The organism is Paenibacillus sp. fava2, assembly GCF_058313675.1.
Genome location: NZ_CM177755.1, coordinates 4,034,829 through 4,057,411, shown reverse-complemented (window position 1 = coordinate 4,057,411; position 22,583 = coordinate 4,034,829). Strand labels below are relative to the sequence as shown.

General features: G+C 52.5%; 21 protein-coding genes. 11 read left to right on the top strand and 10 right to left on the bottom strand.

Annotation, left to right across the window (positions count from 1 at the left end; translation table 11 throughout):
* Positions 1-106: 106 nt before the first annotated feature.
* From AC4G46_RS17485 to AC4G46_RS17465, 5 genes are all read left to right on the top strand, one after another.
* Entirely contained in the window at positions 107-1,492 is a 1,386-nt protein-coding gene (locus AC4G46_RS17485) for an extracellular solute-binding protein (RefSeq protein WP_491123853.1), read from the top strand.
* Positions 1,493-1,651: 159 nt separating this feature from the next.
* Positions 1,652-2,542: a carbohydrate ABC transporter permease gene (locus AC4G46_RS17480; protein ID WP_491123852.1), complete on the top strand. Its 891-nt coding sequence runs from the start codon at positions 1,652-1,654 to the stop codon at positions 2,540-2,542.
* 17 nt (positions 2,543-2,559) lie between these two features.
* The gene (locus AC4G46_RS17475) at positions 2,560-3,384 is read left to right on the top strand and encodes a carbohydrate ABC transporter permease (RefSeq protein ID WP_491123851.1); all 825 of its coding nucleotides are present in this window, start codon (positions 2,560-2,562) and stop codon (positions 3,382-3,384) included.
* An 81-nt stretch (positions 3,385-3,465) separates the two neighbouring features.
* Positions 3,466-5,232 (top strand): cache domain-containing sensor histidine kinase, encoded by a 1,767-nt coding sequence (locus tag AC4G46_RS17470; protein ID WP_491123850.1) that lies wholly within the window; start codon positions 3,466-3,468, stop codon positions 5,230-5,232.
* Positions 5,229-6,437, top strand: a complete 1,209-nt coding sequence (locus tag AC4G46_RS17465; RefSeq protein WP_491123849.1) for a response regulator — start codon at positions 5,229-5,231, stop codon at positions 6,435-6,437. Before AC4G46_RS17470 ends, AC4G46_RS17465 begins: the two co-directional genes overlap by 4 nt.
* A gap of 85 nt (positions 6,438-6,522) precedes the next feature.
* Here the strand turns inward: AC4G46_RS17465 and AC4G46_RS17460 are convergent, their stop codons facing one another.
* The 5 genes from AC4G46_RS17460 to AC4G46_RS17440 form a co-directional block, all read right to left on the bottom strand.
* Complete coding sequence (locus AC4G46_RS17460; RefSeq protein WP_221797229.1) at positions 6,523-6,885, bottom strand: DUF4190 domain-containing protein; 363 nt, start codon at positions 6,883-6,885, stop codon at positions 6,523-6,525.
* Between the two features lie 102 nt (positions 6,886-6,987).
* A complete protein-coding gene (locus tag AC4G46_RS17455; protein WP_491123848.1) occupies positions 6,988-7,773 on the bottom strand; it encodes a GNAT family N-acetyltransferase in 786 nt (261 codons plus the stop codon).
* A gap of 81 nt (positions 7,774-7,854) precedes the next feature.
* Positions 7,855-9,117 carry an MFS transporter gene (locus tag AC4G46_RS17450; protein WP_491123847.1) on the bottom strand — a complete coding sequence of 421 codons (1,263 nt, stop codon included), beginning with the start codon at positions 9,115-9,117 and terminating at the stop codon, positions 7,855-7,857.
* Positions 9,118-9,205: 88 nt separating this feature from the next.
* Positions 9,206-10,141: a LacI family DNA-binding transcriptional regulator gene (locus tag AC4G46_RS17445; protein ID WP_491123846.1), complete on the bottom strand. Its 936-nt coding sequence runs from the start codon at positions 10,139-10,141 to the stop codon at positions 9,206-9,208.
* 158 nt (positions 10,142-10,299) lie between these two features.
* Positions 10,300-10,470 carry a hypothetical protein gene (locus AC4G46_RS17440; RefSeq protein ID WP_491123845.1) on the bottom strand — a complete coding sequence of 57 codons (171 nt, stop codon included), beginning with the start codon at positions 10,468-10,470 and terminating at the stop codon, positions 10,300-10,302.
* A 161-nt stretch (positions 10,471-10,631) separates the two neighbouring features.
* On the opposite strand from AC4G46_RS17440, the gene AC4G46_RS17435 reads away from it, so the two are divergent.
* Both AC4G46_RS17435 and AC4G46_RS17430 read left to right on the top strand, forming a co-directional pair.
* Positions 10,632-11,081 (top strand): hypothetical protein, encoded by a 450-nt coding sequence (locus tag AC4G46_RS17435; RefSeq protein WP_491123844.1) that lies wholly within the window; start codon positions 10,632-10,634, stop codon positions 11,079-11,081.
* The gene (locus AC4G46_RS17430) at positions 11,050-11,574 is read left to right on the top strand and encodes a GrpB family protein (protein ID WP_491128910.1); all 525 of its coding nucleotides are present in this window, start codon (positions 11,050-11,052) and stop codon (positions 11,572-11,574) included. Before AC4G46_RS17435 ends, AC4G46_RS17430 begins: the two co-directional genes overlap by 32 nt.
* Before the next feature lies 1 nt (position 11,575).
* On the opposite strand, the gene AC4G46_RS17425 is transcribed toward AC4G46_RS17430, so the two are convergent.
* On the bottom strand, positions 11,576-12,706 hold the full coding sequence (locus tag AC4G46_RS17425; RefSeq protein ID WP_491123843.1) for a C45 family autoproteolytic acyltransferase/hydrolase: 1,131 nt from the start codon (positions 12,704-12,706) through the stop codon (positions 11,576-11,578).
* Positions 12,707-13,109: 403 nt separating this feature from the next.
* On the opposite strand from AC4G46_RS17425, the gene AC4G46_RS17420 reads away from it, so the two are divergent.
* The 4 genes from AC4G46_RS17420 to AC4G46_RS17405 all read left to right on the top strand — a co-directional run bounded on the left by AC4G46_RS17420 (position 13,110) and on the right by AC4G46_RS17405 (position 16,743).
* Entirely contained in the window at positions 13,110-13,790 is a 681-nt protein-coding gene (locus AC4G46_RS17420; RefSeq protein ID WP_491123842.1) for a deacylase, read from the top strand.
* 173 nt (positions 13,791-13,963) lie between these two features.
* Positions 13,964-15,871 carry a heavy metal translocating P-type ATPase gene (locus tag AC4G46_RS17415; RefSeq protein WP_491123841.1) on the top strand — a complete coding sequence of 636 codons (1,908 nt, stop codon included), beginning with the start codon at positions 13,964-13,966 and terminating at the stop codon, positions 15,869-15,871.
* Positions 15,872-15,952: 81 nt separating this feature from the next.
* Positions 15,953-16,258, top strand: coding sequence for a metal-sensing transcriptional repressor (locus AC4G46_RS17410; protein WP_491123840.1), 306 nt, complete (start codon positions 15,953-15,955; stop codon positions 16,256-16,258).
* A gap of 140 nt (positions 16,259-16,398) precedes the next feature.
* Positions 16,399-16,743: a hypothetical protein gene (locus tag AC4G46_RS17405; RefSeq protein WP_491123839.1), complete on the top strand. Its 345-nt coding sequence runs from the start codon at positions 16,399-16,401 to the stop codon at positions 16,741-16,743.
* A 69-nt stretch (positions 16,744-16,812) separates the two neighbouring features.
* Here the strand turns inward: AC4G46_RS17405 and AC4G46_RS17400 are convergent, their stop codons facing one another.
* The 4 genes from AC4G46_RS17400 to AC4G46_RS17385 are packed head-to-tail and all read right to left on the bottom strand — an operon-like array spanning position 16,813 to position 22,306.
* Positions 16,813-17,694 (bottom strand): ATP-binding cassette domain-containing protein, encoded by an 882-nt coding sequence (locus AC4G46_RS17400; RefSeq protein ID WP_491123838.1) that lies wholly within the window; start codon positions 17,692-17,694, stop codon positions 16,813-16,815.
* 3 nt (positions 17,695-17,697) lie between these two features.
* On the bottom strand, positions 17,698-20,589 hold the full coding sequence (locus tag AC4G46_RS17395; RefSeq protein WP_491123837.1) for an ABC transporter permease: 2,892 nt from the start codon (positions 20,587-20,589) through the stop codon (positions 17,698-17,700).
* Positions 20,590-20,622: 33 nt separating this feature from the next.
* On the bottom strand, positions 20,623-21,648 hold the full coding sequence (locus tag AC4G46_RS17390; protein WP_491123836.1) for an efflux RND transporter periplasmic adaptor subunit: 1,026 nt from the start codon (positions 21,646-21,648) through the stop codon (positions 20,623-20,625).
* The gene (locus AC4G46_RS17385) at positions 21,623-22,306 is read right to left on the bottom strand and encodes an ABC transporter ATP-binding protein (RefSeq protein WP_491128909.1); all 684 of its coding nucleotides are present in this window, start codon (positions 22,304-22,306) and stop codon (positions 21,623-21,625) included. The genes AC4G46_RS17390 and AC4G46_RS17385 overlap by 26 nt, the downstream gene beginning before the upstream one ends.
* Positions 22,307-22,583 lie beyond the last annotated feature (277 nt).

Genomic DNA, 22,583 nt, shown 5'->3' with positions numbered 1-22,583 from the left:
CTTATCTATATAGAAAAAACAAACCTTTATTCTGCAGTTCGCACCTTGTTGGAAGCGCTTAATGAGATGATAATTAGCCTATCACGAGTTAGGGGGCATACAAACAATGGTCAAAAGAAACATGCAGAAATCACTGGCAATCGGATTCAGCGCAGTAATGGCACTCAGCTTGGCCGCATGCGGCAACTCGGACAACAAAACTAACGAATCCGCAGCTACTAACGCACCCAAGAGCACAAACACTACGAACAGCGGCGGAAATGCAGCAGAGCCTGCACCGGACAGCGGCAAAAAAGTAACGCTTACCTTCCAGAACATCTATCCGGACCCGGCAACGCCTTCGCACAAGATGATCAATGAGCTGACTGAGCAGTACATGAAGGAGCATCCGAATGTCACAATTGAGCTGGATACTCTGAACACAGACCAGCAAAAGGTCAAGTTAAAAACACAGGCTGCTTCCAAGGAAGTACCTGATATTACAATAGTGAACCCGGCTGCACAGATGAAGCCGTTCGTGGATGCCGGGCTGTTCGCCCCGCTGAACGATGTGCTGGACCAGAACGGGCTGAAGGATACCTATCAGGAAGGTCTGCTGGACTATTACAGCTTCGACGGCAACGTGTACGCACTGCCGGACGGCAATAACATCGAGGTTGTGTACTACAACAAAGAGCTGTTTGAGCAGGCAGGTATTGCCAATACGCCTACCACTTTCGAGGAAATGCTGCAGGACGTCAAGATCCTGAAGGAGAAGGGCATCACACCGCTGGCGATCGGGGAAAAAGACTCCTGGACCGGTTCCTTCCTGTTCATGAATATCCTTCTGCGCACAAACGGCGGACCCGGCTTCCTGCAGGATGTAATGAACGGCAAGAAAACATTCGAGGATCCTGCCTTCATTGAAGCAGTAGATGCATTCCAGCAGCTGGTGCAGGCCGGGGCCTTCCCGGACGGGGCAACCTCGATTGATGCCAATGCGGGCGGTAATATTTTTAAATCCGGCAAAGCCGCCATGTGGGTAATCGGCTCCTGGGAGACCGGCGCAATCGACGCTTCCTCTGTAGCAGGCAAGGTAGGCGCCTTCCAATTCCCTACGGTCAACGGCAAAGGCAATCCGAATGAATTCATGCTGGCTCCGGGCAGCGCCTTCGCGGTCTCCGCGAACAGCGAGCATCTGGCCGAAACCAAGGATTTCCTGAACTTCTTTGCCTCCAATCTGCCGAAAAAGCAGTTCGAGCTGAAAAATGCCGTAGGGCTTGGCCAAAAGGTTGACGGTGACCTGAAGGCGGCGGGATACTCTGATCTTGCTGTTAACATTGCCGGATTGTTTAACCAGGTGCAGGGCGGGGATCTGGCTTTTGACAACACAATGAATCCGGCTACCGCACAGGTCCACCTGAGCAGCATCCAGAATCTGTTCGTGCAGAAGGTGGATTCCGCAGCAGTAGCCAAAGAGCATCAGCAGGCTTTTGAAGCCAACAAGGAATAACCTGAACAAGCATTAACGGTTTAGTTATCAGCGGCTCCGGCCGCATATCCTTCATATATTTCCCATCTCCGGTGCGGATAACAGCCGATCTAAAGCTGCTCCGCACCGGATTGTAATGGGCATAGATAAAAGAATCTGCTTGATCGGGAGGCGGAAAAGATGAAAGTACTTAAGGTGCCAGCGCGTACAATAGCCGTCTTCGTATTGCCGTGTCTGCTCTTATATGTGTGCCTTGTGTTTATACCCATTTTGGTATCTGTATACACCGGTCTGCTAAAATGGGACGGCTTGTCAGCCGCAACGTTTATCGGGCTTGGCAACTTCAAGGATATGTTTGTGAATGACCCGGTGTTCTGGCCTTCGGTAAGAAGGACGCTGCTGTACGCCGTTGCTTCCATGGTGGAGATTCCGCTGTGTCTGCTCATGGCGATTCTGCTGAACCGTTATTTGCGCAGAGGCAATACACTGGTGTCGATCTATTTTACACCGGTCATTCTGTCTGTCGTCATCATTGGACAACTATGGAAAACCGTCTATAATCCTACCTCCATGGGCGGCATGCTGAACGGTGTGCTGGTCTCCCTGGGGCTGGAGAGCTGGACGCATAACTGGCTGACGGAGCCGCAAATTGCGATGTACGCGCTGTATTTCGTATCCCTTTGGCAATACTTCGGCTATCATCTGCTGATTCAATATACAGGTGTGCAAAATATTCCCGATGAGCTTTATGAAGCAGCCAAAATCGACGGGGCAGACGGCTTCAAGGCCGACCGTTATATCACCCTTCCACTGATCGTCCCGATTTTCAAAATATCGATTGTGCTTGCTTTTATCGGCTCGCTGCAGGCCTTTGATCTGGTTATGGTCATGACTGCCGGCGGCCCGGCTCATGCCACTGACGTCATTTCCACACATATGTACAATAGCTCGTTCGGCTCTTTTAAATACGGCTACGGCAGTGCGATCGCGACCTTCCTCGTTGTGGTATGCCTGGTCTTCACCGATTTTATCAATATGATTTTTAACAGAATCGACCGTAAATTCAATTAGACAAGGGGTGCACGGTGATGCAAACATTCAAAAAAGGAATCGTGTATCTGCTGTTCGCCGTTCCTGTAGTAACCCAGCTGTATCCGCTGCTGTGGCTGGTGCTGTATTCACTCAAGACGAATGAGGAGATTATGGACGGGAGCTTTTTTTCCTTTCCCAAATCCTTTCAATGGCATAACTACAGCGAGGCTTATACCTCGGGCAACTATCTGAAGTACCTGGGCAACAGTGTGTTTGTTACCGGGATAACGATGGTATGTGTCATTGTGCTGTCGTCCATGGTGGCTTACGCCATCTCCCGGTTCCGCTGGAAGTACGGCGGTGTGGTGATGACTATTTTTCTGATGGGGATGATGATCCCGATGCAGGCCACGCTGCTGCCGCTGATGATTATTTTTAAAAATATCCATGTCCTCAACACGCACTGGTCGCTGATTCTGCCGTACATCGCCTTTTCCACACCGATTGCCGTCTTTATCCTGTCAGGCTTTATGCGCGACATTCCGCATGAGATTGAAGAATCGGCGTTTATCGACGGGGCGAGCGTGTACCGGATCTTTACCAGCATTATTCTCCCGGTGTCGGTTCCGCCAGTTATGACGGTGTGCATTCTGACCTTTATCAATATCTGGAATGAGTATATTCTGGCCGCCACGTTCATCTCAGCCGAGAAGCTGAAGACGCTGCCGTTCGGGGTATACACCTTTGTCAGCCAGTATTCGGTCAACTACGGGAATATCGGGGCTTTTCTCGTCATGGGGGCATTGCCGGTGATCCTGATCTACTTCTTTCTGTCGAACCGGATTACGAAAGGAATGGTCGCGGGGGCGGTCAAAGGCTAAAAGCCGTTGCTTTCCAAAAAGCGTTGGAATTATAATAGGGAACGGCAGGACAGATCAGGTGGGGCGAAGGAGGAGAGTCATATGCGAAACGGCTTTCATTCCATCCATTACCGGTTGTTTCTGCTGTTTCTTTTTTGCATGTCCGGGATTCTGGTTAGTGTCAGTCTGCTGTATTATAACCGGACTACCGAGCAGCTTCACGAAAAGATCAGCGATTTGTCGCAGAAAAATGTTGCCCAGACGGCCGGGCTGTTTACGCTTCTTTATAAAGGATATGACGCACTGTCGAAGTCTCTCAGCAACAACTTTGAAATGATCCGCCTGCTTAATGAGACAACCGATGAACCGGCGGTGGCCTATATTAATGAACAGACGATTACCAATATAATCGGCTCTATTTTTTATTCGCGTGATGATCTCGTAGGCATTCATGTCATTACCGACAGGGGCAAAATTTATAATTACGGCAACTATATGAATGTGGTCGATCCGGATTATCAAACAACAGACTGGTACAAGCAATTGCAGGCCTCCTCCGGTAAAATGGTCTGGCTCGGCGTCTACGATCACTCGCTGATCGACCAGGTGGAGGACAGTCCTGTATTCGCTTTCGGACGGCAGATTTTTGACCTCAATGAGCATAAGCCGATCGGCATTGTCCTGTATGAGACCAATCCCGAGCCGGTGCTGGATGCGCTGGACAATCTGAAGCTCGGTGAGCACAGCCAGGTGTATCTGATGTCGAAGGACGGACGTTTTGTCTCCTCGGCTACTGATCCTACACCTGTAGTAGAGAATCTGCCCGCGCTGCCGGCTTATGAAGATGTGATGGTGAAGCAGGAGACGGACAGGCTGATTGTGGCCTCGAAGCTTTCTTTTTCAGGGTGGTGGGTCATGTCGATTACGCCGGATAAGGATCTCAATGTGGAGCTGGTCGAGATGAAGCGGTATCTGCTGATCGTCATTTCGATTCTGATTCTGGTCTCCACGCTGATAGCGTTCATTGTCTCCAGGACCATTTCTTCCCCGCTGAAAAAGGTTATCCGTGAAATGCGGCAGGTCGAGGTCGGGAATTTCCGGGGAATGGTCAATGTGTCTTCCTATCAGGAAATTAACATTCTTGTTGCAGCCTTTAACCGGATGGTCCGGCGGATCGAAGAGCTGATTGAACGCGTAAAGCTGTCCTCCGTCAGTGAAAAGAACGCCGAGCTGCACGCGCTGCAGTCCCAGGTGAATCCGCATTTTCTGTATAATACGCTCGATATGATCTACTGGATGCTGGATGAGGAGGGCAATGAGCAGCTAGGTGAGCTGGTGCTCTCCCTGTCGTCGATGTTCCGTTACAGCAGCCACTGGGAGGACGGGGCCGAGGTAACACTTGCGGAAGAGCTGGAGCAGACCGGCCATTATCTGGCCATCATCTCGATCCGCCTGGAAGGCCGGCTGCAGATTGTAACCGATATCGGCGAGCGCTGGCTCGGCATCAAGGTGCCCAAGATGACGGTGCAGCCGGTGATCGAAAATGCTGTGAAGCATGGTCTGGAGCCGCTGGACCGGCAGGGGATTCTCAAGGTGTATACCTGCGAGGAAGACCATATACTTAAATTGGTGGTAGAAGATAACGGCAACGGCATGACGGAAACGGAGCTGCAGCACCTGCTTGATTCCCTGGATGGCAGAGGTCCCAGAGAATCCGGCAAAAGCGGCATCGGACTCCAGAATCTGCACCGCCGCCTGCAGCATATGTTCGGGGAGAGCTACGGGCTGCAGATTCAGAGCTATCCGGGGACCGGGACCAGAGTTTCGATCCTGCTGCCGCTCACCGGGGAAGGAGAACTGCATAAGTGAACATACTTATCGCCGACGATGAACGGGTCATCCGTGAAGGCATCATGCGCACCATCAAGCATCTATACCCTGAGTATGAGGTATATGTTGCGGAGCGGGCCGAGGACGCGGTCAGGCTGATGGAGGAGCAGCATATTCACATTGTCCTGACCGATATTCTAATGCCGGGGATGAGCGGTCTGGAATTCATGAAGATCACAAGGCGCAGATTCCCCTACGTGAAATGGGTGGTCATCTCGGCCCACAGCGAATTCGCCTATGCCCAGGAGGCCGTCCGGCTTGGTGCAAAGGATTATCTGCTCAAGCCGATCGGCAAAAGCAAGCTGCAGGAGATTATCAGCAGTCTGACAGAAGAGATTCAGCAGGATAGCGATTTATCCAGGCAGGGGGAGCGGCTGCGGGCCAGTCTGCGCATCCTGCGGGAAGGGGTATTTCAGCGGCTGGCTTCGGGACTGGATATCGGCAATCTGGATTTGAGCCCTTTTATCGCGGACTACAGCAGCTATTATCTGGTGATGGTGCAGCTTGAGCCTGGTGAAGGCGGGGTAAGGCTGGAGCATTTTATCGTGGAAAATGTGCTGTCGGAGCTGGTTGAGCGGCACGGGCGAGGTTTTGTGGTCAGCTATGACCGGCGGAGCCTGCTGGGTCTGATCACCCTGGAAGAACATGCACAGATCGGGCAGTTTCAGGCGGAGGTGCAGGAGCATCTTAGCCATTATCTGAAAATCCCCTTTCAGCTGCTGCATTCCGGATTAAGCCATAACTTCAGCAGTGTGCCGCAGGTGGTGAAGCGGATGCGGGAAGCCTCGGCTTCACAGGCCTTTGAGCTGGAGCCGGTGAAGGGCAGCGGGGAGAAGGCGGTTGAAGTGGCGCTGCACTATATCCGGGAGCATTATGCGGAAGACCTTTCCCTGGAGCGGATGGCTTCGGTTGTTTTTCTCAATCCGGCTTATTTCAGCCAGCTGTTCAAGCAGAAGACCGGACAGGGCTATAAGGAATATGTAACCTCGCTCCGGCTGGAGCAGGCCAGGCTGCTGCTCCTGAATCCGAAGCTGAAGCTGGCCGAAATTGCTGAGCGGGTCGGCTATCAGGACATGAAGCACTTTACCCAAATGTTCCGTAAAAGGACCGGGTTTACGCCGACTGAATACCGCCAGCAGGCGAATATCAACATTCAGCTGTCGAAGGGGACCCCGCCGCAGTAAAAAAGCAGCAGATTCCGGTATCGAAACCGGTGTCTGCTGCTTTTTTGCATTTGGCGTGTGAATGCTTTACATTCTGTCTCACTGTTTAGATATTGTTGGTGTTGAAATTAAGCGATCTGATTGTATCTACATCATTCATATTGACGGCCGCGAAAATGATAATCAGGAAGAAAATAATAAGCAGCGCGTATATGATCGTACCGACAATCCCGCAGACCAGTCCGGCAATGGCCAGGCCACGGCCGCCCTCATAACGGTTTCGGATCTCCTTCAGGGACAGCGCGGACAGTATAATCGCCACAATTCCGAACAGAAGGCCGATATAAGGGGTTACGATAGAGAGAATCCCCAGTACCAGAGAGGCGATGGATTTGCCGTTAGTGTGTGCCGGCGGAGGCGGCGGGGGTGGATAGTAATCCTGTTGCTGACCATACGGTTGATAATTCATGAATAAACTCCTTCTAAAAAGTAATGGTTAGTGCGTCTTTTTTTACAGCTCATACGTCCATTATATTACATTCGTTTCCGGTATAGCAGACCCCAGTTTCACTTATTTCTGCTGCGGGGTGTAATTGATCCAGTGCTCCAGCTTAACTGCCAGAGTAAGCTGGGCAGCTTCAGCAAGCCGGATGGACGCTATATTGGTATCCTGCACCTGATATCTCGGTATGTAACCGCGCGCCAAGGTATGATGAAGCGCCGTCTTGACTACACGGGCAGCCAGCCCCTGTCTCCGGCCGGTTTCCGCCGTATGCACCGCCCCGATCTCCCAAATCTGCTCCCCGTTGTGGAAAACGATACAGGTACTGAGCGGTGTCAACTCCTTGTAAATAGCTGCAGAGAAGGCGCCGTCCTCAAAATATTGTGCAATCTCCTCCGGTGTATAACCGTTCTCCATCCACAAGGGCAGCAGGCGTTCATCTATCTGATCGCTAACGATTGCTTCCTTATCCGGTTTGAATAATTGGCCGGGGCTGGTGCTGTAAGAATAGAAGCTGCGGACCTGCGTAAGCGGAAAATGAGGGGCAACAGCAATTCCCGCTTCCTGCTGGAGCTTGAACACCAGGTTGGCATCTGCGGGAATCCTGCTTATGAGCTCAGGGAGCACGTGCGGATTGCTGTAGTCCATGAGTACAACATAATCCGCTCCCGGATATACCCTCCTGTCATAGGCAAAGACATCAGCCGGCAATAGCAGCAGAATCCCCCAATGCTCTGCTTGTTCCACTAAATAACGGTCTATAACCTGATGATAGGCAGTCATCATTTTTAGCAGGGTTACATTTTTCAGCGGATTTCTGCGCAGATAACACATGACATCATCATAGTTGCTCACTACATTATCACCTCTTTTTTTCCGGTAAGCGCTGTTTGTCTATGATTCTCCACATTTTACTATAAAACAGTCCGGATGGCTTCACTTATATCTGCGGATATGCTTGAGCGATAGTACTGCAGCGGTACCGAACAGGCTTAGTAATGCTCCTGCAGCGCCCATGACCATGGAGACTCCGAATACATCCGCACCTGCTGAGAACACTGCCAAACCGAGCGGAGGTGCGACACTCATAAGCGAGCCCAGTACGCCGAACATGCGGCCCTGCAGCTCTCCAGGCACCTCCAGCCTGAGGATGATATTGATCAGTAAGGTACTGAAGGAGAAGGTGAACCCGATCAGCAGAATGACGGGAAGAGCAGCATTCATCGCTGAGGTGACGGATAGAAGGATATAGAGCGGACCGAGCAGTACCAGGCTTGCAGATACAACGATGCCGCGGTGCTTCAGCCTTTTTCCCGCCAGAATAATCATCCCTGAACCCAGCATATAACCGAGCGGAATACTGCTCTCCAGCAGTCCGAACTGAAACGGCGTCGCTTTCCAGACCTGAACGGCCATTACCTGGGTAAGCATCAGGCAGGACAGGAAAAACATCGTGAGCACCGGCAGCAGAATGGTGATAGATCTGGCAAAGGCATGGCCCCAGATGTAGCGGAAGCCTCCGGCCACATCCTGTTTAAAGGAGCGGGCCGTATCAGCGGCTGGGACATTACCAGCAAAAGAGCCGGCTGCTGCAACCAGCAGGCACGCCAGCATAAACGTCATCCCGTCAACGAATACGGCCCAGGCTCCGCCGACGGCTGCGATAAATATGCCGCTCAAGGCATAGCCCAGCGTGCGGGAGATATTTTCGGACAGGGTCATCCAGCCCGCCGCCTGCTGAATGTATTCTTTACCGACGACCGGAAGCAGCGAAGCCTGGAAGGCAGGGGCCTGGAACTGGCCGGCAGCGGTCACAATGCCGGTCAGGCAAATGATAAGGATGTAGGACGGGGAGTTCAGGGTGAGCGTGAAGGCTATTGCCAGTACGGCTATGCTCTGGACTAGATAGGAGCAGATAATCAGTGTTCTGCGGTTCATCCGGTCGGCAAGCGTACCTGTCACACTGCCCAGCAATGAGCAGAGGAGGAGATTGCTGATTGTCAGGATGCTCATCATCCTCGCGCTGCCTGTTTCCTGCAGCACCCACAGGCTGAGCGCCAGCGCATGAAAGGCATTCCCCAGAACCGATAAGGTACTCGCGCTAAAAAGCAAAAGAAAGGTCCGGTTTCTGTACAGAGCCGGGTAGTTGCCGGACGCTTCAGGTACCGTGTGTCCGGAATCGGCAGCAGATGGAATCATGGCATAGCCTCCTATAATAACTTGGTTTAAGAAGCAGCCAGAAGTTAATAAGCCGCTTAACTTAAACGTTTAAGTTATTATAAAGAAATTACGGAGAGATATCAACCAGAAATTGGTTGCTGGCGGCAACTGCCGGATCATCCGGAGCGGATTTCAGGATCTCCATCAGTTCAAACGCAGTCCGTGCCCGGTCATTCTGAAACCGGATGATCCGTGTATCCGGCTGTACAATTTCCGGAAAACCGCAGGTGCACAGCGCCGTAACCGAGGCGGCGAGCCCGGTGCGTTCAACCGCTTTTGCCAAAAATTCATTAATGACAATAATATGCTTACCATGGCTCCGCAGCAAAAAAGCCTCAAGTTCCTCCTGAACCTGATCTTCGCCGTCTGCTATGTAAATATCATCCCTGGCAAGACCGGAGCTGTCCATAATCCAGCCAGCAAGCGCTGTGTTGTGGTGGTTCTCCATAATTAAGCAGGAGGGAGCATCTGAAGCGGATACAGCCGCCTTCAGTGCCTGGGGGTAATTATAATTCACCTGATTAAACATCCGGTCATTGATCAGGCTGCCGATCAGAATCAGGGGCACACCATCCACGAAATTAGCAGAAATCCTGTAAAACATCTCATCCATCACATCCAGGACAAAAACGGCATCCAGCTTGCGTTCCCGGATGACATCCATTGCCGGGTTCAGCGGATCGAGGCTGATTACCAATGTGTGGTAACCGGCAGAGGTAAGCTTTGACTCCAGACTGTCGGTAAGGGACAAATAGCTTTGGCGCTTCCAGTAGGGAAGCCCCGGGGATTTGTTGATGAGGATGCCGACCATGCCTGTCCGCTGAATAACAAGCGAACGTGCAGCCAGATTGGGGACGTAGTTCAGCTCTTTGGCGATTGCAAGAATGCTCTGGCGGGTGGCGTCCGGAATAGTCTGGTTTTTGACATTATTCAGCACATAACTGACCGTGGCCACCGATACATTAGCCAGCCGCGCGATATCCTTCATCGTTGCTTTCTTCATCCTGCATTCTCCTTTATGTACAACAGCCTTAGAAGAAAAGACTATCACCCGCAGCATGGGGAAGTCAACGTATGGAGGGGCTTCAATAGGAATAGTGAGCCTGCAAAAAAGCCGCCCAAGTCATGGATCGACATTGAGCAGCCCGCGGAACAAATAGGCTAGGTTTCGTTTTTGGTCACTCCGTTTAGACTCGGCACATAATCGTCCTGTTTATCCGGGTCTGTCATTTGCGGAATCTCGGTGATTGAAGCGTGATTCTGCTGGTTGTGTTTGCTGTCAGCTTTGTTATTGGCGCGGCTGTATTTGGCATCAGCATTATTTTTAGGCATGAATGTCACCTCCGTTTGCTAAAAGATAGTATGAGTCGGCGGCTGGCATTTTATGCCGGATCATCAAGACCATTGACAGGCGCTGCTATACTATTGTTAGTTAATTAATTTTTGCTGTATGTTGCAGGACCCTTACCCTTAGATCGGAGGAAACCTTACTTATGTCCAAGTCAGCTTCAACTGTTATTGCCCCTTCCGGTAAGGGAGCTTCAAGGGGATTAATTCTGCTTCTGGCTGCTACTTCTGGTCTTGCTGTGGCCAATCTGTATTACAATCAGCCGCTGCTCGTGGAGATCGGCCGCACGTTCGGCGCTTCTTCCAATGAGGCAGGGTATGTCTCCATGTTCACTCAGATTGGTTATGCGCTGGGCATGCTGCTGTTTGTACCGCTCGGAGACATCCGGGAACGGCGGACGCTATGCCTGGCAGCACTGGGGCTGGAGCGGTGTCTGCTGGAGTGGAGGCATCCTGGTAACTGCAGCACTGGCTATATGGGCTGTGCACCGGATTATATACAGGAAAGCAGAGCTTGCGGTAAGCTAATTGCGCATTCTTCTATATTCTGTCTAGAAAGAGGAGATTATTATCGCAAATCCTGTTGTTCCTATTGAGGTCGTTCCGTATAATCCTGAATGGAAAGCCGAGTTTAGCAGAATCAGGACACGGATGCTGGAGATCGCCGGTGACCTGATCCTTGCCGTAGAGCATGTAGGAAGCACTTCTGTTGAAGGTTTATCAGCCAAACCGATCATCGATCTGGACCTGGTGATGGACAGTTATGCTGCCCTGCCGGTGATCATTGAACGGTTCAAGCAGTACGGTTATGAGCATCTCGGAAATCAGGGAATTGAAGGCAGGGAGGTGTTTGATCCTACCGTGGAGGACGGGTTCATGCACTATCATTTGTATGTATGCCCGCAGGACGGAAAAGGCTATCTGGAGCATATTGCTTTCCGTGATTATCTGCGGGCACATCCGTCTGCAGTGGAAGCATACGCTAAGGTGAAGCTGTCACTGGCGCAGCAATACCGTCTTGACCGGGAAGCCTATACGAATGGCAAAACAGCTTTTGTTCGCTCGATACTGGACCAGGCGATGAAATAAGCTATAGCACATTGCGCCAGAAGTCGGCACTTGCCGGTTCATCCGGCAGCCTGGCCTGATATTCACTGATTCCCGGCGGGCTGCTGAAGCCGAAGGTTCTCCAGGGATTCAGCTGAGGTGAACCAAAGCAAATATGTAATTCTCGTGCTGTATTATCGCAGATTGTTGACCAGAGCGTACCAAAGCCTTCACCGTAATGATGGCAGCTGATACCTTGCGGGAAGGCCTGCGCGGTTAACTGTTTCATCTTGTTCAGCATATCCTGTTGTTCAGTTTCCCCGGACAAGGAGCTCTGCATAAGCTCAGCCCTGACCCGGGAATTATGCATGAGCTGCAAATTGTGCGGCTGCATGGCCGGAAGGGTGTAGTGATTGGCAGACACAGCAAGCCGGTGCGGATTGGCCGTAGAAGCACTATAATATTCAAATTCTTTGCAGGCTCCGGCAATCTCGGCCAGCGCGATGCAGCCGTGTCTGTCGGAAATAAGGATATTCCGGAAGTCAGATATAGGCATGCCGCGCAGCAGGGTAACTGCTTCATTTGCTGTAGCACAGCTGTCCAGCAATGTCCGTACTACACCCGGGAAAACAAAACCCGCTTCTGTCATAACGGGCTTTATCCGCCCTGAAGTTGTGGTAATACATAATCCTTCCTCATTCATCCCGTCATACCGGCCGAATAGCTGGAGTGCGAACCCGGTATGCGCCGGTTTTCCCTTAACTCTGGTTGTACTGAGCAGCAATTGATTGTAAGGAGCATCCTCCCAGCCAAAATCATAGGTACGCATATGGTAAGATCGGCAGCCTTCGCCCGTCCCGGTACTGAATGCCGCCTGGCTGCAGTAACCCGAAGGCTGGTAAAAAGAATAGTAGAATACGATATTCTCGGCCGCAACGCCGGTTTCATCTGAGAAGCCCTGTATTTCCTGATTGAGCCCGGGACAATACTGCTCAAACTGCTCCATGGCCCGTTCCGCCGCTGCAGGAAGCAGAGGCGAGGCTCCCACGAATGGGGAAGTGAGAAAGGCCATAAGTTCCGGATCCTCTCTGAAAAAAGTTCCAAGTGCACGGCCGACCTCGTAGTGGGTACCCTCAGTGACAATATGACGGTATAGAGATGTTTTGACTGACATCTTTAGCTCCTTCTGGTACTGGACTCTCTGCGCAGAGTAGACTCATTATAGAATGGTTTAAGACTTAACAGCAAAGTGTACCCAGGGCAAAAACACGGGTGGTAGAGCTATGGTATACAGAGTTAGCCAGTGGAAGTCAAAAAATCAGCCCGTCAGCCTGTTTTTCTTGCCAGACCGGCGTTTTTGAGGTAAATTATGGGTATGAGTTTGGGATTCAGCCAGCAGAACATCGTCGTGATGTTCTGCTATTTTTTTTGCCCGGAGCAGTCTGGAGCAAAGGCGGAAATCCCGAAATCCCGAAATCCCTTGATCCGGCCTGCAACAGCAAATGTCCAAACCAGTGCCGTCAGGCAGCATACATTATAGGGAGATATCTATAAAATACGATAGGAGGCGTAGCCCTGTGTCTGTTAGACAGCATACTCTTGCACCAAATACGGCGTTCGCCACTACTTATTATGTGATAAACAGTCATAAGAGCGGTCCGGTCTTTATGATTGTATCCGGTATTCACGGCAATGAGCCGGCCAGCATCGCTGCGGCCCAAGCGCTGGCAGGGAAATTTGAGCGCTGTGAGCTGAAGCTGAGCCGGGGCAAGCTGATCATTGTACCGCTGGTGAACCAGCGGGCATACCGCATGAAGAGCAGGGGAGTGCCGGATTTGAACCGCACTTTTCCGCATATGGCTTCCTCCCGGGCAGGACATCCGCTTTCGGATGCCCTGTTTGCACTGGCCAGACGCCACCGTCCGGCCTGGTATCTCGATCTGCATGAGGCGAACGGATTGTCGCAGCACAATCCGCGGCGTGTCGGCCAGACCCTGATGGTCAGCCATGGCACAAGAGCGGCTTCTGCAGCAAGGCGGATTATCAGCACCATGAACCGTTCCGTCGGGGTTGCCTCCTACCGCTTCAATATCAAGCACCGTGAACGTGCCGGCACCTCGCGTATGGCTGTCCAGCAGCTGCTGGGGGCCAAAGCGGTTACGGTGGAAACCTGCTGGAGTCTCGATTTTGCACTGCGCGTGAAATACCAGCAGAGGATTGTCCGCCATTTTCTGAAGGAAGCAGGTATGATGAATTGACGTGTAAAGGCTGGGCACGCATTGGTTTGCGGGTTCGCAGAAACGGATACCGCCCTTCAAGGACGGCAAAGCCGTTTTTTTTTTGTGATACAAAAATCACATACAATATGCCCCCCGGGGGGATATATTTCATGATAATGGTTCTCAATATAAACGTAGTGGGAGTGAGGAGTATGGGAGAAGTGAATACTGCTGCACATTCGGAAGGTTCTGCTCTGCGGACTGTCTGGGAGAAAAACGGCGGCATCCTTATCGCTGCATTCTGCCTGGTGCTGATTGTATTGGCCTGGATTCTGGATAAGCAGGGGCTGCAGCCAGGCGCGATTGTCCTGTTTGTACTGGCTTATGCAGTAGGCGGATACCGTAAAGCCCTTGAAGGGCTTGAGACATTAATCAAAGACAAGGATCTTGATGTCGATCTCCTGATGGTTGTTGCGGCAATCGGGGCAGCTGCTATCGGCTACTGGCTGGACGGGGCGATTTTAATCTTTATTTTTTGCCTGAGCGGCGCACTGGAGGAATACTCCATGGAGAAAACCAATCAGGATATCGCCGCTATTCTGAAATACCGTCCTGAAGAAGCGGTGCTTTTGAAAGACGGGATTGAAGTTACTGTCAGAGCTTCCGGGCTGCTGCCGGAGGATGTTGTCAGAGTAAGACCCGGTGAGCGGATTCCCTGCGACGGCGTAATTCTTGATGGGAGCTCGGCAGTGGACCAGTCGGCGATAACCGGAGAATCGGTACCGGCTGACAAAATGCCTGAGGATGAAGTCTATGCGGGTACAATGAACGGGCAGGGGGCACTAATCATTCGGGTTACCAAGGCGGCCGAAGACACGCTGCTCGCTCGAATTATACATATGGTGCAGGAGGCCAAAAATGAGCTTCCGCCCAGTCAGCTTTTTGTAGAACGGTTTGAAGGCATTTATGCAAAAGCAGTGGTAGCCACAGCGCTTCTGCTGATGGTTCTACCGCCTTATCTGCTGGACTGGTCGTGGGAGGATACCATCTACCGGGCAATGATCTTCCTCGTGGTTGCTTCTCCCTGTGCCCTGGTGTCCTCCATTATGCCTGCTGTTCTCTCCGGAATCTCCAATGCCGCGCGTAAAGGCGTATTGTTCAAGGGGGGAGTCCATCTGGAGGGAATCGGCGGTGTTCAGGCAGTGGTCTTTGACAAAACCGGAACCTTGACCGAGGGTAAACCGGAGGTTACCAATGTATGCCCGGCAGAGAGCGTAACGGAAGCTGAGCTGCTGGCTGTAGCGGCTTCGCTGGAAAAGCTGTCCCGGCATCCGATTGCCAGTGCGGTAGTAGAGTATGCCGATGCGCGGGGCATTGCGTACGAACCGGCCGAGGCGATGCAGGATGTGACCGGGCTTGGTGTCAGCGGAATGGTCAATGGTATCCCTTGTCTGGTTGGAAAAAGGAGCATGCTGCGTAATCTTAATATACCGGAATTTTATGAAGCTACTGCAAAACAGCTTGAAGCGGAAGGGAAGACAGCCTTGTATGTGGAGGCAGACGGGCGGCTGGCAGGACTGCTGGCGGTGCAGGATGTGGTCCGCAGTCAGGCAGCGGAAGCCGTTGCCAGCCTTAAGGCAATGAACAAAACGGTCATCATGCTCACCGGCGATGCCCGCCATACGGCAGAAGCAATCGCACGCAAGACCGGGATCGACGAAGTCTATGCCGAAATGCTGCCGGACGGGAAGCTGGATATGATCAGGGAGCTGACCCGAAAACACGGCAAGGTAGCGATGGTAGGAGACGGTGTCAATGATGCTCCTGCACTTGCAGCAGCATCAGTAGGCATTGCCATGGGTGCCGCAGGCAGCGATGTTGCGCTGGAAACGGCTAATGTGGTGCTGATGAATGATGATATTACAAAAATCCCGTATGCCATTACACTCGGAAGCCGGACCAGCCGGGTCATAAAACAGAATATTACTATTGCCCTTGCCGTTATTGTTGTACTGGTTGTTTCAAATTTCTCGGGCGGATTGAATCTGCCATCCGGGGTTGTAAGCCATGAGGGAAGTACCCTGCTGGTTATTCTCAGCGGACTCCGCCTGTTAAGATAAGTTTGATTATAAATCTATTCCTGATATAATACCCCTAGCTGATAGCTTTGACAGAAAACGTAAATACAGCCGGAGGGATTTATGATCCAGGAAGCAAACGAGGAATTTCACGAAGAGGATTATGAGCATAAATACCGGAAGCAGATTGTGAACCGTCTGGCCCGGATTGAAGGGCATGTAAGGGCTGTTAAAGTGATGACAGCAGAGGACCGCGACTGCTCCGAGGTGCTGCTCCAGATCGCTGCCATCCAGAAAGCGCTGGACAAGGCCGCTAAACTGCTGCTTAAGGATCATTTGGAGAACTGTGTAGTCAAAGCCGTCCACCACGGCAACCAGGAGAAGGTGCTGGAGGATCTCAACAAAGCCCTTGATAACTATATCCGTTAAGCGACAGGCCGGAAGAGCTGATCTTCCGGTTTTTTGCTTGCGGACAACCTTCCATAAGGTGGAATGCCCAATGTCATAGAAGGGCTGTCCCGAAATATGATATTTTTTAGGCAAATTTCATGCCAAGGAGGCTGACTCTATTGATTACTGCGGACAATCTCGAGACGTATTATGTGAGAATAGGCAGGCTGAAGCAGCGTTATCTGCCGGAACGGTTTGAACAGGAACTGCCGGTGTTCGGCTCCCATACGGAGGCAGCAGACTGGTTCCGCTCGTTATTCAGCGGGGATTTTATTTTTGTCGAGGTCATGGAGGCGGCAGGCGCGCAGCAATATTACCAATATGATATTATACATGACCGGGAAATCTGGGAACGCAGACAGAGGGATCTCCGGGAAAAGGGGGCAGCAAGCGGGCAGGGAATGCTTCTGTGTACCCAGCGTGTGGATATTTACGAGGATGGTTCGGTGCATTTGGCAGTATAAGCTGAAGAAGTAAAAAGCGGCCGTCCGGAACGATTGATTTGTCCGGGCGGCCGCTCCAATTACCGAGCATTAAGGCGGCGTTAGTACGATGCGCCCTTCATCCAGTTCCACCTTCACTTTATTAGAATCTTTGGCGCCGATGGATTCCAGATAGGCTGCAGGGATCTGGAGCCGTCCGGCTTTATCCAGCAGGGCATATTCAACATGGGAGCCGCCTTCGTCCGCCGCAGCTGCCAGCCCTTGTTCAAGCTCTGCCAGCTCTTGGGCATAAGAGGTGCGGCGCAGCATTTCCGAGGAGGTTTTGCCGTCCCGGATGGAGACGACGCGATCTACCTTACGGGCCAGCGTCAAATCATGGGTCACGATGACAATGGTAATGCCCTGTGTGCGGTTCAGCTCACGGAACAGGTCGAGGATCTGCTCAGACATTGCGGAATCAAGTGACCCCGTCGGCTCGTCGGCAAGCAGCAGCTTGGGCTGGTTCGCCAGTGCGATCGCAATCGCGACCCGCTGCTGCTCACCCCCGGAGAGCTGGTTCAGCCGGTTCTGCTTCCTTGCCCCGAGCCCGACTGCTTCCAGCAGTCCGGCAGCACGCTCGCGGCGCCGGTGTCCGCTGAGCAGCATGGGCAGCTCTACATTTTCCTGCGCAGTCAGATACGGAATGAGATTGCGGGCGTTATTCTGCCAGACGAAGCCGACGCTTTCCCGTTTATAACGGACGCGTTCACGCCTGCTCAGCTTGAGCATATCTTTTCCGTCTACACTGAGACTGCCGGCTGAGGGATAATCCAGTCCGCCGAGCATGTTCAGGAGTGTGGATTTGCCGCTCCCGCTGTTGCCGATGATCGCCATCAGCTCTCCGGCTTCAACCTGTAAGTCAAGACCCTGCAGGGCAAAGACTTCAAGCTCGGCGGCTTTGTAAATTTTGACTAACCCTTCGCAACGAATCATCACTCAGTCCTCCCCGAGCTTCAGCGCCTGATGGATCCGCAGGCGTGACAGCATCACTCCCAGAATTCCCAGACCAAGCAGTAATGTAAATCCGGCAATCAGATAGAGCCTCAGGAAATCGCCGGAGGCCAGTATGACCCGGAACGGCGGAACCAGGCTGCCGGGATTAAAGGCCATCTGAAAATTAGGCACATACAGCCTGCTTGTCACATTGCCGGTGATTACCCCGATCAGCACGGCTGTGCCGGAGGTAAGCAGCTGCTCCAGGGCCAGCATGCCGATCAGCTGACGGAGGGTAAGACCCATAGCCCGCATAATGCCGTTTTGCAGAGTCCGGCCTTTGAGTGACAAAATCCAGTACAGCAGAAATCCCGTAAAAGTAACAATGACTGAGATCAGGAAGCCGAGTGTCAGGATTCCGTTCAACGCCATGAGGAACGGGTCGTTTTTGATACGGACCAGCTCTTCCCTGGTGCTTACCAGTCCCGTAATGCTAAGTCCGGAACTTTCAATGTCGTTATAGAAATCTGCGGTACCAGCCTCAGGCTTCAGCTTGAGCCATACCTGATAAGGCTCTAGAGCCAGCTGCAGCTGAATCCGGGACAAATGGCCAATGATCAGCATCGGCGCGTTGCTTTCATTGTCATCTCCTTCGGCAGCAGCTGATCCGGACGGGGGATTCGGGTTAAAGGTCGGGAAATAGGGCAGGGTACCGTACACAATAAACGGCTGCGGGCTATATTCGCCCCATCCAGCCCATACGGAATCACCGGTCTTTAGCTGATAGCGTTCAGCCATAGATTCCGAGATCAGAACGGCGCGCGGGTCCGGTGCAATCAGATTCAAATAATCCGCCAGCGGGTAAGGAAGCAGCTCATCCGGAAACCAGGCGGTATTTCCGAAATCATCGGTATCAATCCCCATCAGCCGGGCTGTCCCGAAGCTGTTGCCTGTAGAGATATTAACCCCATCCTTCGTGAAGACTTTGGCGGCATGATCGACACCGGACAGCTTGAGATAAGGCTCAAATGGCGGCTCGGAATAATGAATAGTCTTGCCGGCAGAGGCGCTTTCACCGCTGTTATCCGCCTGAATATTTCCAGAACCGACGGTGGGAGGAGCATCGCTGGGCCAGCTGCTGGTCAGGACGAACTCAGCCCCGTTTTTGTAACGGATCTGCTCCTCCATGTTATTATTGACTGTTCTGGCTGCCCCGGCACTGAACACCCCGGTCGCCAGGGTAATGATCAGAAAAATCATCAGGAACTGATACTGGCTGCCGGCGCGTCCCACCTGGATCAGGGTCGCATACCAGGAGGGAGGCCACCATTTTTTGCCCGCACGGTACAGCAGGCGGAGCAGCAGCGGATAAAGCCGCAGCAGCAGCAGTCCGCCGCCCACAATGAACAGGGCAGGTACTATGAACTGCAAAGGGTCGATCTTCAGAGCATCGGCAGAGAGCCCGAGCGAAATCAGATTCTTCTGGCGTTCCCGGAAAGCGTACAGTCCATACAGGGCAACGGCCAGCAGCAAAAGGTCGAGAAAATCCTTATGCCACAGGGGAACAGTCCTGCTGCGGGCGGATTGCTGCTTATGGCCGACAATGGTTACATTGGCAGCCCGGATTACGGGGAACAAGGCCATTGCGAAACAGATACCGGCAGCAGCTGCGGCGTAGAGAAAGGCCGTGCCGCTTACATGCACCGTAAGCCCGGCGCGCTGGACAAACACCAGAAATCCGTTAGATGCACCCAGCATCCGGGTCAGCGCCATGGCAGCGAAGGGTCCGGCGGCCAGCGCTGCGCAGCTAAGGATCAGGGCTTCTGCCACGAAAGCTGCAATCACCTGCCAGCGCGAGGCGCCACGGCTGAGCAGTACGGCTATTTCATTCTTTTGCCGCTCCACAGTCAGGGAAGAGACCATGTACATATAGAAGCCGAGCATAATCAGAACCGGCACATTTAAGGACCACATCAGTTTGCTAAGCTGGCTAGAGCGTTCAAAGTACTGCTCAATGGTCTTGGCCGCCGGTATGTCAAAGTCCGCCTGATAAGGCTTGGCTTTTGCGTATACAGCTTCCCTGATGAGGGTGTCCGTCTCCAGAAACGGCGCAGCATGCTTCAGCTCCATCCCGGAGTAGTCCAGCACGAAATACCAGCTTGCCGCCCCAAGCTCTGCTGCGCCTTCCGGTATGAGGCGGTCAAGCAGCAAATCCTCATTCATGACCAGCATGTTATTGTAATCACTCAAATTGGGATTGCGGAAAAAGAGGTCATCCTGCTGCTTGTTCTGAAATACGCCGACAGGTGTCAGTTTTAGATGGATATTCTGAGCGGCATCGTCCAGCAGCAGAGTGCTGCCGAGTACAACATCAAGCTTCCGCAGCGTATAAGGCGTAACCATCACTTCGTATATCCCGCCGGCTGCAGGAGTATCAGAAGGGACTCTTCCGTCAATAAGCTCTATGTGCTGTTCCAGCCCGCGGACGCTTTTGATGCCGGCTGTCGGAATAAGCTTCCGGGGATCTGCCGGCTGGCCTTCGACGGTGACGGACAGCATCTTGGTCATATGTTCTGCCACAAGCTCCCGGACCGGCAGTCCGAAGCCGGATGCGGCTGAATCGTTCATCAGGTGATCAAGCTCCCTGGCGATGCCAAGCCGTATATCTTTGCTGTTGTTCGTAAGATTGACTTTGGAATAATAGGTGGCGGGATAACTGTTACTGTCCTGCTGCAGCCGTTCCAGGTCCTTGACAAGCATCCTGGACAGTATGGCGCCGGAGTACACCGGCATCGTGCTGACTAGTGAAGTCGTGAGCAGCATACCGGTGAACAAGCTGAGCACCAGCCATTTGTTTTTGATCATTTTCCGCAGAATCATTGTGAAGAGCGCCATCGCTAACCTCCTTGAGCGGCTAAAGTGAACCGGCTATTGAAGCACAACCACTTCACCTTCTTCCAGCCCTTTAACAATCTCTACCTCAGTCGAGCCCTCGATGCCGGCTTCAACATCCACTTCACGCAGGCGGCTTCCATCCTCCAGAACACGGACGAAGCTGCGTCCCAGATAGGTCCGCAGACCGTTTTTGGGGATGACAATGGTATCGCTGCGCTGCTGCAGAATAATGCGCACGTTAGCGGAGGTGCCGATCTGGACATCTGCAGGAAGTTTTGGAACTTCCAGATAGAGGGATTTGGCGTATTTGTCAGCCAGGGCTTTATTCAATGTGGACGGCGCAGAGCCTGGAGTTTGGGTAACTATTGCGGAGTATTGCTGTTTATTGATCTCCACCTCGGCAGCAGTGCCGACATCTACCCGGCTGAAGTCAGTACCTGAATCAATGGAGACGCTAAGGCGTAGTGCTGCTGGGTCCGATACGATAGCCAGGGTCTGATAGGGCTCGACCCAATCGCCTTCCTTCAAGGATTCGGCAAAGGTCACCAGGCCGTCAATGGTTGAACGGACCACCCGGCTGTCCAGCTGTTCCTTCAGCCGGTCGTATTTAAGCTGTTCAATTTCTACTTCCAGAGCAGCGATACGCCGGGCCTCCGCACCGGAAGAGCCTTTGTAGGCATATTTGGCGCGTTCGAGGGCCAGTTCCTGTTCCTTCAGCTGCAGATCCATATCATCCAGCAGAAGTGAAGCGAGCACATCCCCTTTGCGGACAGTATCGCCTGCCTTCACGGCTATCTGTTCAAGCCGGCCGCCCTGGCCGGTCAGCTGGGCGATATCGGAAGCTACAGATACAAACGTGCCGTTGCCGCGAACGTCCTTCGTAATGGTATTTCTCGCGGCGGTAACCGTCTGGTAATTTTCCTTTGCCGGCTTGACCAGGGGCGGCTGCAGCTCAGCCTCTTCCTGAGGCAGAATGGAGCAGCCTGACAGGGCGGGAGCCAGCAGCAGGAAGGAGAGAAGCAAGGTGAATCTGTTAAGGCGCTGTGACAATATGACCATCCTCCAATTCGTATACATGATCTACAATTTCCATAATTGCGGGGTCATGGGTAGTCAGGATGACGGAAATTCCCTGCTGCACAAGCTCTCTGAAAATCCGGATTATCGTTAGTCCGGTCCGGCTGTCCAGCTCTGCAGTAGGTTCATCAGCCAGAAGCAGCTTCGGCTTATGGGCGATTGCCCTGGCAATTGCGGTCCGCTGCTGCTCACCGCCGGATAATTCATAAGGCCGGTGGAACATGCGCGGCGTCAGTCCGACCTGCTCAAGCGCAGACAGGGCAGCAGGCTTGCGCTGATGTGCCGGTACACCTGCGATCCGCAGCATAAATTCCACATTCTCGTATGCGGTCATCATGGAAATAAGGGCAAACGACTGAAAGACCAGGCCCATTTCTGTCCGGCGGAGCTCGTCGCGCTTGCGTTCCGGCAGCGCTGTAATCTCGCGTCCGTCAAACAGGATACGGCCTTTAGACGGCTGATCCAGAGCACCGAGCAGATTGACCAGCGTTGTCTTGCCGGAACCGGATCTGCCTTTAAAAGCAATCAGCCGGCCGGCCGGCAGCGTCAGATCGACTTCCTTCAGCACAGTGACTGCGCCGCTTCCGCTGCCGAAAGTCCGAGAGATGCCGCAGGCCCGGATGATGTCCTTAACTGGCATAGACACAATTGTAATCCTCCTATCTTAGTTAGTTTTATAGAGTCGTCTATACTGCTGTTATCTGCCTGACCATTATGTATTGAAAACGCTGACAAAAACTCATCTATAATTTACTACATATCCTGAAAATTACAATGTCTTATATCGCATGCCTGCATAAGAATAAGCCGTAGATTTTATTGCACAAGAACGTGGAATTGCCTATCTTTCCCGTAGAATTACCTCTTATTGCCAGGCTGGCCGGGTCCCTATAATGAGGGTGTACTAACACATTCTT